This window comes from Mangrovitalea sediminis (assembly GCF_002514725.1).
Classification (GTDB): Bacteria; Pseudomonadota; Gammaproteobacteria; order Pseudomonadales; family Oleiphilaceae; genus Mangrovitalea; species Mangrovitalea sediminis.
The window spans coordinates 35,347-50,362 of sequence record NZ_NTLB01000002.1 but is presented as its reverse complement, the minus strand read 5'-3'; the positions used below and the strand labels follow the sequence as shown (position 1 = coordinate 50,362).

The window sequence follows — 15,016 nt, the reverse complement described above, 5'->3', positions numbered from 1 at the left end:
TGGCGTTGCCAGTAAAGTTCCGTCCTGGCCTTGCCGATATCATGAGCCCATTTTCGAGGCCCCGGGCAGGGCGATTCACGGAAATTCTCTCTACAACCAGGACCTGACATGACCAAAAAACTGCTGATCGGCGCCAGTATCGTCGTCATCGCTCTCGGGGCAGAGCCTTATGTGGCGGGAACTTTCGCCGGCGAACGCATCTTTGGCAACACCGATAACATCAACGCCTACCTGCACAAGCAGAGTGCGCCGGCAAAGATCACGCAACAACAGTATCAGCGCGGCTGGTCCACCTCTGAAGCCATCGATCGGGTCGTCATCACAGACCCGAAATCCGGTAAGGACCTGATGTGTGTCGACCTCAAGACCCAGGTCAATCATGGCCTGACGGCCCTTTTCCGCGGCCATTGGTTCGAAGGTGACACCCGCATCGTCATGACATCGGGTAAAGAGGCCCCTTGCGGGCTGCAAACGGTCTTCCGGGACAACCCCGAAGCCGAGCAGAACCTGGCGAAAGCATTAGGCAGCGAGAGCCCGGTGACAATCGAAACCTTCGGCTCACTGACCGGCGGCGTCACCCTGAAGGCGTCGACACAGGCTTACCCCTCCGCATCCACCGCAGACAAGCAGGACTGGAAAGTGACGCCCGTGAATGCCACCGTCAATATCGGGGCGGGTGGCGATCACTACAACTACCAGATCAACTGGGGCGGCATGCACGCACCCGCCGACAGTAAAGGCATGATGAAGAGCGAGCTGATCGGTATCGGTAACATCGCGATGCAGGGCGAGCAGACGCGCTGGAAAGGCAATCTCTGGACCGGCACCATGGCAGCGGACATCAAGGATGTCGACTATCGCCTCGACGCCCGGGGCCAGATACTGGATGCCCGATACAACAGCATCCGTTTCAGCAGCAACAGTGGTATCAAGGACGGCAAACTCGCCGCCGAATTCCAGGTGACAGGCGGGGACCTGATGGTTCAGGGTCTCAGCTTTGGCCGTTTCGGCGCCGTGGTGCGGGCCGACGATATCCAGGCCGCCGACGTCGAACAGTTCAGCCGGGAAGTCAGTGAACTCAGCGAGAAGAAGATCTGGAAGCATGACGCCTCACCCGCCGAAAAATTCCGGGCCATACCGCCGAAAACCCTGGGCGTCCTGATCGCGGCCCTGGCGCCAGCAAAACTGACGCTGAAGGAATTCAGCTACAGCCTGGGCAAGGCGACCGCCGAAATGAAAGGGGATGCCGCCTGGCCCGGACTGGAGTCCGTCGCACCCAAGGCGCTGCAGGATAACCCCGCACTCGCTCTCGACAAGTTGCAGGCCCACGCGAACGGCGTCATCCCTTCAGCGCTGATCAATGCATTTGGCGACACGTCCGCGCAGATGGCCACCACCGTCGGCGGCGTCCCCGCCGACCAGTTCAATGCCGTGGCGACACGGACCCGTCAGGCACTGCGTCAGCAGTTCGATGCCTGGGTGATCAACGGCTTCCTGACCAAGGACACCACTAACGGCAATTACGGTTTCAGTCTGTCTTTCGACAAAGGAAAGTTCAGGCTGAACGGGCACGATATGCCGCCCACCTGATCCAGGGCGCTCAACCGGTGCAGGACACTGGCGCCGGTTGAGCGATTTTGACGGCAAGGTCAGGCGACGTTACCGCCCTCAATCAACGGTGCCGCCATAGCGCGCATGGTGCCGCGTGTCTCAAGGGACTGGTGCCACGACAGTGCCTTCTCCAGGCAGTGCGGTGTATGGCCACCACGCTGGCAGGCCTCCTCGAAATAGGCGTTCAATGCTTCCTTGTAAAGCGGATCCGCGCAACGGTCGATAATGACCCGGGCACGTTCCCGCGGCGCCAGCCCCCGCAGATCGGCCAGGCCGTGCTCGGACACCAGGATATCCACATCGTGTTCGGTATGGTCGATATGACTGACGAAGGGGACGAAGCTGGAGACATCGCCGCTCTTCGCCACGGACTTGGTCACGAAGATCGACAGCTGACTGTTGCGGGCAAAGTCGCCCGAGCCGCCAATCCCGTTCATCATGCGCGTACCGCAGACATGGGTGGAGTTCACGTTGCCGTAGATATCGGCTTCCAGCGCGGTGTTGATCGCGATCACACCCAAGCGCCGGACGATACCCGGATGATTCGACAGCTCCTGGGGACGCAGCATCAACCGGTCGCGGTAGACATCCAGATTGCCCAGTACCTGCTCGGCGCGCTGGGGCGACAGTGTCATGGAAGAACCTGAGGCGAAATTCAGTTTGCCGCTATCGAGCAGGTCGAAGGTCGAATCCTGAAGGACCTCGGAGTACATGCTCAGATTCTCGAATGGACCGTCCTTCAAACCGCTCATTACCGCGTTGGCCATGGTACCGATACCTGCCTGCAGCGGCAGGAGCGATGGCGTCAAACGCCCCGCAGCGATTTCGCCTTCGAAGAACGCAATCAGATGGTCGGCAATCAGTTGGGTCTCGGCATCCGGCGGCAGGACGGTCGACGGGCTGTCCTTGCCTTCAGTGACCACGATAGCCGCGATCTTCGCCGGGTCGATGGGAATGTAGGGAGTGCCGATACGGCTGTCGGGCGCGACGACCGGGATCGGCTGACGGTTGGGGCGCATCTGGGGGATATAGATGTCATGCAGGCCTTCCAGGCCGGCCGGCGCCGCCAGGTTCAGTTCGACAATCACCTTCTCGGCCAGGATCGCATAGCTGGCGGAGTTGCCGACCGAGGTGGTGGGGACGATGCCGCCGCTTTCGGTGATGGCGCAGGCCTCGACCACCGCCACATCGATCTTGCCGAGCTGCTGGTTGCGTAGCAGTTCCACCGTTTCCGACAGGTGCTGGTCGATGAACATCACCCGGCCGTCGTTGATGGCGCGACGCAGCGTGGTATCGACCTGGAACGGCATGCGACGGGCCAGGACATTGGCCTCGGTCAGCAATTTATCCAGATCGTTGCCCAAGGAGGCACCGGTCATCAGGGTAATCGAAAACGGGTTTTCCGCCGCCCGCCTGGCCAGCGCCACGGGCACTGCCTTGGCTTCCCCGGCGCGGGTAAAGCCGCTCATTCCGACCGTCATTCCGTCTTGAATCAGTTCGGCCGCCTGTTCAGCGGTCATGACACGGTCACGCCATCCCGGCAACCGACAACGTTGGTCCGCCATCCTTAACACCTCCGGAGTTGTTCTTGTGTGAACACATTTTGTGCAGAAAAGGGGGGCACGATAGTGACAAGCGGATGACCGATGAAATATAAGACTTTGGTATTAAAGGGGATTTTGTATGACCGAATATTGCAGAAGGCGATCCGCCCGTAATGTGGGGCCAGCACCCACTACAACTCGAGATCCTCGATCAACGACCGGCGCACCGCCAGCGGAATAGTGGCCGTTTCCAACGGACAGGCCGGATGGTCGATGCCCATCGCCAACACCGCGCCTTCCTTCAGGGCCGCGATCATCGGCGAGGTGAGTTCGAAGCGCACAAAGTGGACCGTGGAGGTTCTGTCGGCGCTGTCCCTGTCCATATCCTCATCGGCAATGGCATAGACCGGCTCAAAGCCCGCGACCCGCACCCACAGATGGTCCTCGATGCCGACCAGCGTGGCGGTCGCCTTCCTGCGTTCTGCAACATCCTCGTATTCCAGCATGAAGGTGGCCTTCCAGTTCTGGCCATCGGGAATCAGAGGGTTATAGGCATCCAGTTCCTCCTGAATGGCGGCCCCTTCGAAGATGCGCTCAACACGCAGCATCTCCTGCACCTGGTATTGGATGGTCAGCCGATCCTCAAAGTAGAGCCGGGCGTGCTCGCCCAGCGCCACCTGACGGTTTTTCTTGTGCGCCATGACCTCCTGACGGAAAGCCACACGCCGATCGGCATAATCCTCCAGCGACCAGAGATCGGCACGGGACAAAGGTTTCATCGAAGACTCCTCACAGGCCGTATGCCTGGCGTAGCAACGAAATCGGGTGCTCGGCCCGCTCCACCGATTCGGCGATGGCAGCGATATGGGTGGCCGCCATGGGACAGTCGCTGGCGAAATGATCGGCCTTGAGTTCGTCCACCTTCCGCGCCACCGGCCGCCCGATCTTCACCGCCTTCTCGTAGGTTTCCACCTTAACGGCGTAGGTGCCGTCATGGCCCGAACAGCGCTCCTGGGCATGCACCTGGGTATCGGGAACCAGCGCCAGCACGTCACGGGTTTTCAGGCCTATATTCTGCACCCGCAGGTGGCACGCGACGTGATAGCTGATATCCCCCAACCCCTGCTTGAAATCGGTCTTGAGCGCACCACCCCTGTGTCGCAGGAACAGGTATTCGAAGGGGTCGAAAAACGCCGCCTGGACCTTCTTCACCTGCGCATCGTCCGGGAACATCAGCGGCAGTTCCTGCTTGAACATCAGGACACAGGAGGGCACCGGCGCGATCAGGTCATATCCCTGATCGACCAGCTGCGCCAATATCGGGATATTCTCTGCCTTGGCCGCTGCAACGGCTTCCAGATCACCCAGCTCGAGCTTGGGCATACCGCAACAACGTTCGCTCGGTACCAATTCGATCTGAATATCGTTGTGCAGGAAGACCTTAAACAAATCCTCGCCCAGCTCAGGACTGTTGTAATTGCCGTAGCAGGTGGCAAACAACGCCACCTTGCCGGTAGTGCCGTTGACCGGCGAGGGTGTCAGCGAGGCGCGCGCAGCGCCCAGGCGCCGACGCATGGTGCGACTGTGATACTGCGGTACCGGTGCCTTCTCATGCACACCCGCCACCGATTGCAGAAGATGGCGAAAACCAGGATTGCCGTTGAAGGCGTTGACGGTGATATCGATTACGGGAATCGTCGCCAATCGCCCCACCTTATCGGTATCAGACAGCCAGCGGTCGCGGGTCGAGGCGCCCTCGCGCTTGAAACGGGCCGCCTTGGCGCGCAGCATCAAATGGGGAAAATCGACATTCCATTCATGCGGCGGCACGTAAGGGCACTTGGTCATGTAACACATGTCGCAGAGATAACACTGGTCGACCACTTTCATGTAATCGGCCTTGGCGACGCCATCGACTTCCATTGTGGAGGATTCATCGACCAGGTCGAACAGGGTGGGGAAGGACTGGCAGAGATTGACGCAGCGGCGACAACCGTGACAGATCTCAAAGACCCGTTCCAGCTCGGCATCGAGCGACGCCGGATCGTAAAAATCGGGAGACGTCCATTCAAGCGGGTGGCGCGTCGGCGCTTCCAGACTGCCTTCCCGTGGTGTCTTTTCCGAGCTCATAGTCGCCCCCTGCACTCATCCTTTGCAGTTCAACTGGCCAGGGACAACGCTGAAACCTCACACGAGCACTCAACAGGACGACTGGCGTTGCCGCCACCTGCCCGACTGCGTCTCCAGCGCTGCCCGGACAGCATTACCGGTGGATCAGGCGTCCAGTGTATCCAGCGCCTTCTGGAAGCGGTTGGCGTGACTGCGTTCCGCCTTGGCCAGGGTCTCGAACCAGTCGGCGATTTCCTCGAATCCCTCGTCGCGGGCGGTCTTGGCCATTCCCGGATACATATCGGTGTACTCGTGGGTTTCGCCGGCAATCGCGGCTTTGAGGTTGGCATCGGTTGCCCCTATCGGCAGTCCCGTGGCCGGGTCACCGACAGCTTCCAGGTACTCGAGATGGCCATGGGCATGGCCGGTCTCGCCTTCAGCGGTGGAGCGGAAAACGGCCGCGACGTCGTTGTATCCCTCGACGTCGGCCTTGGCGGCAAAATACAGGTAACGCCGATTGGCCTGACTCTCGCCCGCGAACGCTTCTTTCAGGTTCTCTTCGGTTTGCGATCCTTTCAGTGACATCGTGGCATCTCCCCTGATCGTTCTCTTGTTGAATGAGTCCGGAAACCCATCGTTTCGAAACTAGTCAGTCCGACAGCCATTGCACCAATTGTAAATGGTTATGCAAACGATAGAGCTGATCTATTTTTGTACAGTACCGATAAGCCCGGAACACAGCAAGCTGTGCCCGAACCTATCGGAAACCATCATTCTCAGCCCAGCACAGCCAATGCCGCGTCGTAATCGGGCTCCTCTTTGATTTCCGGCACCATCTGCGTGTAAATCACCTTATCGTTCTCATCGAGGACGACAACGGCCCGTGCGCACAGACCTTTCAACGGACCACTCTCGATCGCAACGCCATAATCCCGCAGGAAGGCGGGATGACGGAACGTGGATAAGGTAATAACGTTGTCCAACCCCTCCGCTCCACAGAATCGGGCAGCCGCAAACGGCAGGTCAGCGGAAATCACCAACACCACCGTATTGGCAAGACCACTCGCCCGTTCATTGAACTTTCGGGTGGACGCAGCACAAACACCAGTATCAACACTGGGTATGATATTCAGCACCTTACGCTTGCCAGCGTACTGGGAAAGACCGACATCGCTGAGTTCCGCTGTAGTCAGCGTGAAGGGTGCGGCTAACTGACCGACCTCGGGAAATTGACCACCGATCTCGATGGGACTCCCGCCGAGCGTCACTTGGCTCATCTATTCGACTCCTATTCCTGTGAGTTAATGGGCACCAGCCCCGGAGCCCCCGCCAATGACATCCATCCAGCGGTCCCCGACGATCATCTTGTAGGACCCTATCCCATTGATGCAAGGTGTTTGCACGCCCCCAGGCAAGTTGCACATCCAACCTATACGACAACAGCGCGCATCGGGATCGATGTCTCACCATGACGCTTTACCACCTCCGACGCGTATAAGCGACGAGGAACAAGCTTTCGTCGTTCGCCGGAGTCGCCGCAAAAGCCCGTCGGTGGTAGGGTGAACACCATCACTATGTCCAAAGACCTCAGGATGCGACCATGCAAGCGATTGAAATTGCACGTCCCGGCGGGCCAGAAGTCCTGACCCTGACCGACCGCCCCCAACCCAAGCCCGGCCCGGGACAAGTCCTGATCCGGGTCGCCGCCGCCGGCATCAACATGCCGGATGTCTTCCAGCGCCGGGGAGCCTACCCACCCCCGCCCGGAGTCACCGATATTCCGGGACTCGAAGTCGCCGGACAGATTGCCGAACTCGGTGAGGATGTTTCGGGGTACCAGGTCGGCGACCCGGTCTGCGCATTGCTTGCCGGCGGCGGCTATGCGGAGTACGCCGTTGCCTATGCCTCATCGACATTGCCGCTGCCGCGCGGCCTGGATTTCATCCACGCTGCGGCGCTTCCGGAAACCGCTTTCACCGTCTGGGACGCATTGTTCCGGCGGGCACGCCTGCAACCCGGCGAATCGGTGCTGATTCATGGCGGCACGGGCGGGATCGGCAGCATGGCCCTGCAATTCGCCCAGGCCCAGGGTTGCGGCCCGATATTGACGACTGCCCGGGAACGGGATGGTCAAACGGCCGCCTGCCACCAGTTCGGCGCCACCCGGGTTATCGATTACCACGACGAGGACTTCGTCGCCGTGGTGAAGGAGGAGACCGGTGGCAAGGGCGTGGATGTGATCCAGGACATCATCGGCGGCGACTACGTCACCCGCAACATCGACGCCCTGGCTGTGGAAGGTCGCCTGATCAACCTCAACTTCGTCGCCGGCTTCGACGTCAAAGTAAATTTCATGCCGGTCATGCGCAAGCGGCTGACACTGATGGCCGCCACACTCAGGGCGAGAACGCCCGAAGAAAAAAGTCTCATCGCTGCCGACCTGCGTCAGCATGTCTGGCCCTGGATCGAAGCCGGACAGGTCAAACCGGCCCTGCACCAGACCTTCCCGCTGGCGGAAGCGGCAGAGGCCCACGCCATGCTCGAAGCCGGCGGCCATATCGGCAAGATCGTTCTGACGCTGCCATAGCCTGTGCCACGCCGTCACCGGCGTGGCATCTCCTTATAACGCTGTAATACAAGCTCGCAGGTTGTTTTGACCTGCATCATGGTGGTGACGGCGAGGGCAGTGCATGCTGGCCGTTACTCGCCGGGGAAGGTGCGAGCATTCGGTTCTTCGATCTTCTCCCGTTCGATGTCGGCACAGTCAACAGCGACACACAAGGAGACCACCATGGCGGAGAAACGCACGACATCAGGCACGACGAAAAAAACCGCAGCGAAGACCACCGCAACGTCCCGAAAAGCTCCGGCTAAAGGCAGCGCGGCTGCCACCAAGGCACGACCGGCAGCGAACGTTACCGCAGAGCAGCGATGGCGCATGATTGCCGATGCCGCTTTTTACCGCGCCGAACGACGGGGCTTCTCTCCCGGTGGTGAAGTCAACGACTGGCTGGAAGCGGAAGCGGAAATCGAAGCCTTGCTCGCCAAGCCCAAAAGCAGCAACAGCAAACGCAGTCACTGACCGCGTTACCCCGGCGCGACAGCACTTGGAAGTCAATGGCGGAGTATGGAGGCCAGACTATGGATATGACGCAGTCACTGCAGCAAACCATCGACCAGTTGGTATGCCCCGGCAAGGGTATTCTGGCCGCCGATGAAAGCCACCCCACCATTGCCAAGCGCTTTAAGGCGGTCGGCGTAGAGTCCACCGAGGAAAACCGGCGGCTTTATCGCAGCCTCCTGTTCAGCACACCGGAGCTGTCCCGCTACCTGACCGGTGTCATCCTCTTCGAGGAGACGCTGGGCCAGCGCGATGACCATGATATCAGCTTGCCGGAAGTACTCTCACGACAGGGTATCGTGCCCGGGATCAAGGTGGACAAGGGCAAAGGACCGCTGCCCAATGCCCCGGGAGACATGATCACCTATGGTCTCGACGGTCTGGCCGAACGCCTGCGCAGTGCTCGCGATCAGGGCGCCCGCTTTGCCAAGTGGCGGGAGGTCTATCCTATTACCGAAACCAATCCCACACCGTTGGGGATCTCCGCCAATGCCGAAATGCTGGCGCGTTACGCCGCCGTTTGCCAAAGCGAAGGCATCGTCCCCATCGTCGAGCCGGAAGTGTTAATCGACGGCGATCACTCACTGGCACGGTGTGCGGAAGTGTCCGAAGCCGTGCTCGGAAGCGTCTTCGACGCATTACGCCGGCATGGGGTGGCGCTGGAGTACCTCATTCTCAAACCCAGCATGGTGACGCCGGGGCAGGCGCATGGGGAGGTCGCCACACCCCACAAGGTGGCAGAGGCCACATTGCAGGTACTGAAACGCACGGTGCCTGCGGCAGTCCCCAGCATCAACTTTCTGTCGGGCGGTCAGACGCCAGCGGAAGCCACCGCCAATCTGGATGCGATCAACCGGCTCAAGGGTAACGCCCCCTGGCTGTTGTCGTTCTCGTTCAGCCGTGCTTTACAGGGGCCCGCCATGGAAACCTGGCGGGGCTTGCCCGCGCAGGCCCAGGCCATGCAGCAGACTTTCCAGTTGCGGGCAAAACTCAATGCCGCCGCCACGATGGGCGACTATGAGGAAGACATGGAGCCGGCGGCCTGAGGCCGCCGGTAACACTCCGGCCTTACCACTCGCCGGTATTGGGCATGCTGGCCCAGGGTTCTTGCGGTGCCAGCGGCTCGCCTTTCTGCAACAACTCAATGGACACGTTGTCGGGCGAACGGATGAAGGCCATATAGCCGTCACGCGGGGGCCGGTTGATGGTCACCCCACCTTCCTGTAACCGGGCACAGTGCGCATAGATATCGTCGACCCGGTAGGCAAGGTGGCCGAAGTTGCGGCCGCCGCTATAGACTTCCGGATCCCAGTTATAGGTCAGCTCCACCGTCGGCGCCTTGTCCTGCCGCGCCCGTTCGACGTCTTCCGGGGCGGCCAGGAAGATCAGCGTGAAACGCCCCTGCTCGTTGTCATAGCGGCTCACTTCCTGCAATCCCAGCAAATCACAGTAAAAGTGGAGCGACTTTTCCAGGTCGGCGACGCGAACCATCGTATGCAGGTACTGCATGAGAAACCTCCGGTTGTATCGGTGACTGTCACGTTGCCCTCAATATGGCAACGAATGATGGCGGTATACTCCCAACAGCTGCCGGGTGCAACCCGACGGCCTATTTTCACCACATCGTTTTTTCAACCTTTTCCGAATATTTACCCCCCTACTGGTATATCAAATCTCCCTGGCGTCTAATACCAATGTCGAACTACCCCGAGCGTGGTGAGACAGTTACGCTCGGCTAGACCATGACCTCCGCCGGAAGCGGTTGTTCGACGGTCATCCTCCTCTGATTCTCGGGAGACGATGACAAACGACGGATAAAACAGATAAAAATAATAAATTCGGAGGCCACCATGCCTGCTGATGTTGCCGGAGTCGTTGTGTTGCGCTCTACCGGACCCATGTCCGGAAACCGCATTGCGGTGTTGCAGACCTGTATTCATGCACTGGCTTCTGCATCGGGAGAGCAACGTTGAGCGAATCTATCCTGCAAACCCGTAACCTGACCAAGGAATTCAGCGGTTTTACCGCGGTCAGCGACGTCAATCTGAGCGTCGAGCGTGGACATATCCATGCACTGATCGGCCCTAACGGTGCAGGTAAAACCACCGTTTTCAATCTCCTGACAAAGTTCCTGCCGCCGACCACCGGCACCATCCTGTTCAATGGCCGCGATATCACACACATGGCACCGGCCGATATCGCTGACCACGGCATCGTACGTTCTTTCCAGATTTCCGCGGTTTTCCCCAATATGACGGTCCTGGAAAATGTCCGCGTCGCCCTCCAGCGCAAGCTGGGTATGGCCTATGCCTTCTGGCGTTCGGACAAGATCCTTTCGCGCCTGAACGATCAGGCCATGGCGCTGCTTGACTCCGTCGGCCTTTCCCGGTTCGCCGACAACATCACCGTCGAACTGGCCTATGGCCGCAAGCGGGCCCTGGAGATCGCCACAACGCTGGCCCTCGACCCGGAACTGATGCTGCTCGACGAGCCGACCCAGGGCATGGGGGCGGAAGACGTCGGCATGACCACCGAACTGATCCGCAAGGTGGGCCAGGAGCGCACGATCCTCATGGTCGAGCACAACCTGAGCGTGGTCTCCACCCTGGCCGACCGGATAACCGTGCTACAGCGCGGGGCCGTCCTGGCCGAAGGCACATATGCCGAAGTCTCCGCCAACGCGGAGGTCATGGAAGCCTACCTGGGAGTGGAACATGTCTGACGGACGCGGTGAAGAACTGCTGCGGATCTCGGATCTGCATGCTTTTTATGGGGACTCCCACATCCTGCATGGCATCGACATGACCGTGAGACGCGGCGAGGTCGTGACCCTGCTGGGCCGTAACGGCTCGGGCCGCACGACGACGCTGAAGTCCATTCTCGGGCTGGTGGGCAAACGGACCGGTTCGATCATGGTCAACGGTCGCGAAGTCGTGCGTGAGGCGACCCACAAGATCGCCCGCCTGGGGATTGGCTACTGCCCCGAAGAACGCGGCATCTTCTCCAGCCTGACGGTTGAGGAGAACCTTTTGCTGCCACCGCGCATCCGCTCAGGCGGTATGAGCGTCGACGAAATCTACCAACTGTTTCCCAACCTGCTGGAGCGCCGCAAGAGTGTTGGCACCCGTCTCTCGGGCGGCGAACAGCAGATGCTGGCCCTGGCCCGTATCCTGCGCACCGGTGCCAACCTGCTGCTGCTCGATGAAATCACCGAGGGCCTGGCGCCGGTCATCGTTCAGGGGCTGGGCACGGCAATACGGTTGCTCAAGGACAACGGCTACACCATCGTGCTGGTCGAGCAGAACTTCCGTTTTGCCGCGCCCCTGGCAGACCGCCACTACGTCATGGACCACGGCCATGTGGCGGAGATGATCGAGGCGGCGGACCTGGAGGCGAACATGGAAAAGATCAACAGTTATCTCAGCGTGTAGGGATCGGCGCACCGGCGCTCGATCCTCCAACAACAAGAAATCCATACGGAAACCTGAGGAGATTCGTCATGAAGAAGCTCGCCTGTTCACTGGCCTGTGCCGCAGCCTTGGGGCTGTCTGTCACAGCGCCAGTCAACGCCGCCGGTATTTCCAATGGTGAGGTGAAGATCGGCGTCCTGTCCGATATGTCCGGTGTCTATTCCGCCATTGGTGGAAAAGGTTCCGTGGTGGCAGCGGAGATGGCCGTGCATGATTTCGGCGGCACCGTTCTCGGCAAGCCGATCAAGATTGTTTCCGCCGACCATCAGAACAAGGCTGACGTGGGATCCGCCGTCGCCCGCGAGTGGATCGACAAGGATCATGTCGACATGATCACCGATATTCTCAACTCTGCCGTCGGTATCGCCGTGCAGAAGCTGGCGTCGGAGAAGCACACCATCACCATGAACACCGGTGCCGGTTCCACCGCGCTGACCAACAAGGACTGCACCAAATACGGCATTCACTACCTGTATGACACCTATGCGCTGCCGGTGGGCACAGCCACTGCGATAGTGAAGGGCGGCGGCACAAGCTGGTATTTCATTACCGCCGACTACGCGTTCGGTCATTCGTTGCAGAACAACACCGAAACCATCGTCAAATCGCTGGGCGGTGAAATCAAGGGTGCCGTCCAGGCGCCGTTGGGCACCAGCGACTTCTCGTCTTACCTGATCCAGGCACAGGGATCAGGAGCCAAAGTTATCGGCCTGGCGAATGCCGGTGCCGACACCATCAACGCCATCAAGCAGGCCAATGAATTCGGCATCGTGCAAAAAGGGCAGCAGCTGGCGGGCATGCTGGTGTTCATCAGCGACGTCAAGAGCCTGGGACTGGATACCGCCAAGGGTCTGCAGTTCACTACCGGTTACTACTGGGATCGCAATGATGCCTCGCGGAAGTTCGGCAATGCCTTCTATGCCAAGTTCGGCAAAATGCCGACCATGGATCAGGCAGGCGTCTATTCGGCTGTCCTGAACTACCTCAAAGCGGTCAAGGCAGCGGGTACCGACAATGCCGATGCTGTCCGTGCAGAGCTGGGCAAGATGAAGATCGACTTCTTCGGCTCAGTGGGCCATATCCGTGCCGACGGCCTGAACGTCCACGATATGTACCTTGTCAAGGTGAAGAGTCCCAAGGAGTTCAATCCCAATGTCGGTCATGGCTGGGATCTGCTCAAGGTCGAGGCAACGATCCCCGGAGACAAGGCCTATATGAGCCTGGCCCAGGGTTCCTGCAAACTGGTCAAGAAATAATTGGTGAAGAAGTCACTCTCGCCAGCAGAGAGTTCATTACCGCTATCTATGACGGAGAGATGAGATGGGTCTTCCGCTCGACGCCGTGTTGGCGCAGGCCATGCTCGGACTCACTCAGGGCGCATTCTATGCTGTCCTGAGTTTGGGGCTGGCCGTTATCTTCGGCCTGCTGAACATTATCAACTTTGCCCATGGTGCGCTGTATATGTTGGGCGCCTTCCTGGCGCTGATCGGACTGAACCAGCTCGGAGGTTGGATAGGCGCGCCCGACTTCCAGATCAACTTCTGGGCGGCGCTGGTCCTGGCGCCACTGCTCGTCGGCCTGTTCGGCATCCTGATCGAACGCACCATGCTGAGCCGCCTGTACAAGTTCGATCACCTGTACGGGCTGCTGCTGACGTTTGGGGTTGCTCTGGTACTGCAAGGCTTCTTCACCAACTACTACAACGTCAACGGCACCCCCTATCCCGGTACGCCCGCGTCCCTGCGCGGGATCGTCAACCTGGGCTTCATGTACTTCCCCAAATACCGGCTGTTCGCGCTGGCTGCCTCCTTAGTGGTCTGCTTCATAACCTGGTATGTGATCGAGCGTACCAAGCTGGGTGCCTACCTGCGCGCGGGCACCGAGAAACCGGAACTGGTACAGGCCTTCGGCATCAATGTCCCCCTGATGATCACCCTGACCTACGGCTTCGGTGTCGCCCTGGCCGGCCTGGCGGGCGTGCTGGCGGCGCCGATCTACTCGGTCGGCCCCCTGATGGGCGCCAACGTCATTATTACGGTGTTCGCCGTGGTGGTGATTGGCGGCATGGGGTCGATCCTGGGCTCCATCCTGACCGGTCTGGCCTTGGGAATGGTCGAAGGGATCACCAAGGTGGTTTACCCGCCGGCTGCCAACACCGTGATTTTCTTTGTCATGGTCATCATCCTGCTGGTGCGTCCTGCCGGCTTGTTCGGTAGAGAAGTCTGAGGAGAGGTCGCTTGAACCGTATAGCCTGGATCACTGTCATCGTTTTAGGGTTATTGGCGCCTTTTGCCGTTTACCCGGTCCTGATGATGGAACTGCTCTGCTTCGCCCTGTTTGCCTGCGCCTTCAACCTGCTGCTGGGTTACTCGGGGCTGCTATCCTTCGGACACGCTGCATTCTTCGGCGGCGCTGCCTATATCTGCGGCTACGCTGTCACCGCCTGGCATCTCGGCCCCCTGCAAGGCATCCTTATCGGAACCGCCTTTGCGGGTGGCCTGGGCCTGGTCTTCGGTGTCCTGGCCATTCGCCGGCAGGGGATCTATTTCGCCATGATTACCCTCGCGCTGGCACAGATCATCTTCTTCCTGTGTCTGAAGATGCCGTTCACCGGTGGCGAGGACGGCTTGCAGGGAGTGCCGCGCGGCATGCTGTTCGGTTTTATCGACCTGAACAAGCCGCTGAATATGTACTATACCGTCTTCGCCATTTTCATGATCTGCTTCTGGCTGATCTGGCGGGCCGTGAACTCACCCTTCGGCCAGGTTCTCAGCGCCATCCGTGAAAACGAGGCGAGGGCGATTTCGCTGGGTTATAGCGTCGAGCGGATCAAACTGCTGGCCTTCGTCCTGTCGGCCACTCTGGCGGGTACGGCTGGCGCAACCAAGTCCATCGTTTTTCAGACGGCATCGCTGACCGATGTCAGTTGGCACACCTCGGGCGAAGTGATCCTTATGACCCTGGTGGGCGGCATGGGGACGCTGCTCGGCCCGGTGGTCGGTGCATTTACCATTGTTGGTCTGCAGCATGAATTGAGCAGTATCGGTTCCTGGGTCACCGTTATTATCGGCCTGACCTTTATCGTCTGCGTACTGGTGTTCCGGCGGGGGATGGTAGGGGAGTTAACCAGACTCTGGAAGCGTTCTTTCTAGTCCTTCGAA

The 15,016-nt window shown here is 59.7% G+C and carries 16 protein-coding genes; 10 read left to right on the top strand and 6 right to left on the bottom strand.

What is annotated here, in order from left to right:
- Positions 1 to 108 precede the first annotated feature (108 nt).
- The gene (locus CLR77_RS06135; protein WP_097459759.1) at positions 109 to 1,590 is read left to right on the top strand and encodes a DUF945 family protein; all 1,482 of its coding nucleotides are present in this window, start codon (positions 109 to 111) and stop codon (positions 1,588 to 1,590) included.
- 59 nt (positions 1,591 to 1,649) lie between these two features.
- Here CLR77_RS06135 and CLR77_RS06130 read toward each other — a convergent pair whose 3' ends face one another.
- The 5 genes from CLR77_RS06130 to tpx all read right to left on the bottom strand — a co-directional run bounded on the left by CLR77_RS06130 (position 1,650) and on the right by tpx (position 6,541).
- Positions 1,650 to 3,176 (bottom strand): acetyl-CoA hydrolase/transferase family protein, encoded by a 1,527-nt coding sequence (locus CLR77_RS06130; RefSeq protein ID WP_097459758.1) that lies wholly within the window; start codon positions 3,174 to 3,176, stop codon positions 1,650 to 1,652.
- 170 nt (positions 3,177 to 3,346) lie between these two features.
- Positions 3,347 to 3,934, bottom strand: a complete 588-nt coding sequence (locus CLR77_RS06125) for a DUF3501 family protein (protein ID WP_097459757.1) — start codon at positions 3,932 to 3,934, stop codon at positions 3,347 to 3,349.
- 10 nt (positions 3,935 to 3,944) lie between these two features.
- On the bottom strand, positions 3,945 to 5,285 hold the full coding sequence (locus CLR77_RS06120; RefSeq protein WP_097459756.1) for a heterodisulfide reductase-related iron-sulfur binding cluster: 1,341 nt from the start codon (positions 5,283 to 5,285) through the stop codon (positions 3,945 to 3,947).
- A gap of 144 nt (positions 5,286 to 5,429) precedes the next feature.
- Complete coding sequence (locus CLR77_RS06115; RefSeq protein WP_097459755.1) at positions 5,430 to 5,849, bottom strand: rubrerythrin family protein; 420 nt, start codon at positions 5,847 to 5,849, stop codon at positions 5,430 to 5,432.
- Between the two features lie 191 nt (positions 5,850 to 6,040).
- Positions 6,041 to 6,541 (bottom strand): thiol peroxidase, encoded by a 501-nt coding sequence (gene tpx / locus CLR77_RS06110; protein WP_097459754.1) that lies wholly within the window; start codon positions 6,539 to 6,541, stop codon positions 6,041 to 6,043.
- 323 nt (positions 6,542 to 6,864) lie between these two features.
- On the opposite strand from tpx, the gene CLR77_RS06105 reads away from it, so the two are divergent.
- From CLR77_RS06105 to CLR77_RS06095, 3 genes are all read left to right on the top strand, one after another.
- Positions 6,865 to 7,851 carry an NAD(P)H-quinone oxidoreductase gene (locus tag CLR77_RS06105; RefSeq protein ID WP_097459753.1) on the top strand — a complete coding sequence of 329 codons (987 nt, stop codon included), beginning with the start codon at positions 6,865 to 6,867 and terminating at the stop codon, positions 7,849 to 7,851.
- 204 nt (positions 7,852 to 8,055) lie between these two features.
- On the top strand, positions 8,056 to 8,346 hold the full coding sequence (locus CLR77_RS06100; protein WP_097459752.1) for a DUF2934 domain-containing protein: 291 nt from the start codon (positions 8,056 to 8,058) through the stop codon (positions 8,344 to 8,346).
- A gap of 59 nt (positions 8,347 to 8,405) precedes the next feature.
- A complete protein-coding gene (locus CLR77_RS06095; RefSeq protein ID WP_097459751.1) occupies positions 8,406 to 9,431 on the top strand; it encodes a class I fructose-bisphosphate aldolase in 1,026 nt (341 codons plus the stop codon).
- Between the two features lie 22 nt (positions 9,432 to 9,453).
- Here CLR77_RS06095 and CLR77_RS06090 read toward each other — a convergent pair whose 3' ends face one another.
- Complete coding sequence (locus tag CLR77_RS06090; protein WP_097459750.1) at positions 9,454 to 9,894, bottom strand: VOC family protein; 441 nt, start codon at positions 9,892 to 9,894, stop codon at positions 9,454 to 9,456.
- A 341-nt stretch (positions 9,895 to 10,235) separates the two neighbouring features.
- Between CLR77_RS06090 and CLR77_RS20425 the strand changes: the two genes are divergently transcribed.
- The 6 genes from CLR77_RS20425 to CLR77_RS06065 all read left to right on the top strand — a co-directional run bounded on the left by CLR77_RS20425 (position 10,236) and on the right by CLR77_RS06065 (position 15,007).
- Positions 10,236 to 10,358 carry a hypothetical protein gene (locus tag CLR77_RS20425; protein WP_264754677.1) on the top strand — a complete coding sequence of 41 codons (123 nt, stop codon included), beginning with the start codon at positions 10,236 to 10,238 and terminating at the stop codon, positions 10,356 to 10,358.
- Positions 10,355 to 11,107, top strand: a complete 753-nt coding sequence (locus tag CLR77_RS06085; protein ID WP_097459749.1) for an ABC transporter ATP-binding protein — start codon at positions 10,355 to 10,357, stop codon at positions 11,105 to 11,107. The genes CLR77_RS20425 and CLR77_RS06085 overlap by 4 nt, the downstream gene beginning before the upstream one ends.
- Positions 11,100 to 11,816: an ABC transporter ATP-binding protein gene (locus CLR77_RS06080; RefSeq protein WP_097459748.1), complete on the top strand. Its 717-nt coding sequence runs from the start codon at positions 11,100 to 11,102 to the stop codon at positions 11,814 to 11,816. The genes CLR77_RS06085 and CLR77_RS06080 overlap by 8 nt, the downstream gene beginning before the upstream one ends.
- 68 nt (positions 11,817 to 11,884) lie before the next feature.
- Positions 11,885 to 13,111, top strand: a complete 1,227-nt coding sequence (locus CLR77_RS06075; protein WP_097459747.1) for an ABC transporter substrate-binding protein — start codon at positions 11,885 to 11,887, stop codon at positions 13,109 to 13,111.
- A gap of 64 nt (positions 13,112 to 13,175) precedes the next feature.
- Complete coding sequence (locus CLR77_RS06070; RefSeq protein WP_097459746.1) at positions 13,176 to 14,081, top strand: branched-chain amino acid ABC transporter permease; 906 nt, start codon at positions 13,176 to 13,178, stop codon at positions 14,079 to 14,081.
- Positions 14,078 to 15,007 (top strand): branched-chain amino acid ABC transporter permease, encoded by a 930-nt coding sequence (locus CLR77_RS06065; RefSeq protein ID WP_406564947.1) that lies wholly within the window; start codon positions 14,078 to 14,080, stop codon positions 15,005 to 15,007. Before CLR77_RS06070 ends, CLR77_RS06065 begins: the two co-directional genes overlap by 4 nt.
- The last annotated feature ends 9 nt before the right edge of the window (positions 15,008 to 15,016 follow it).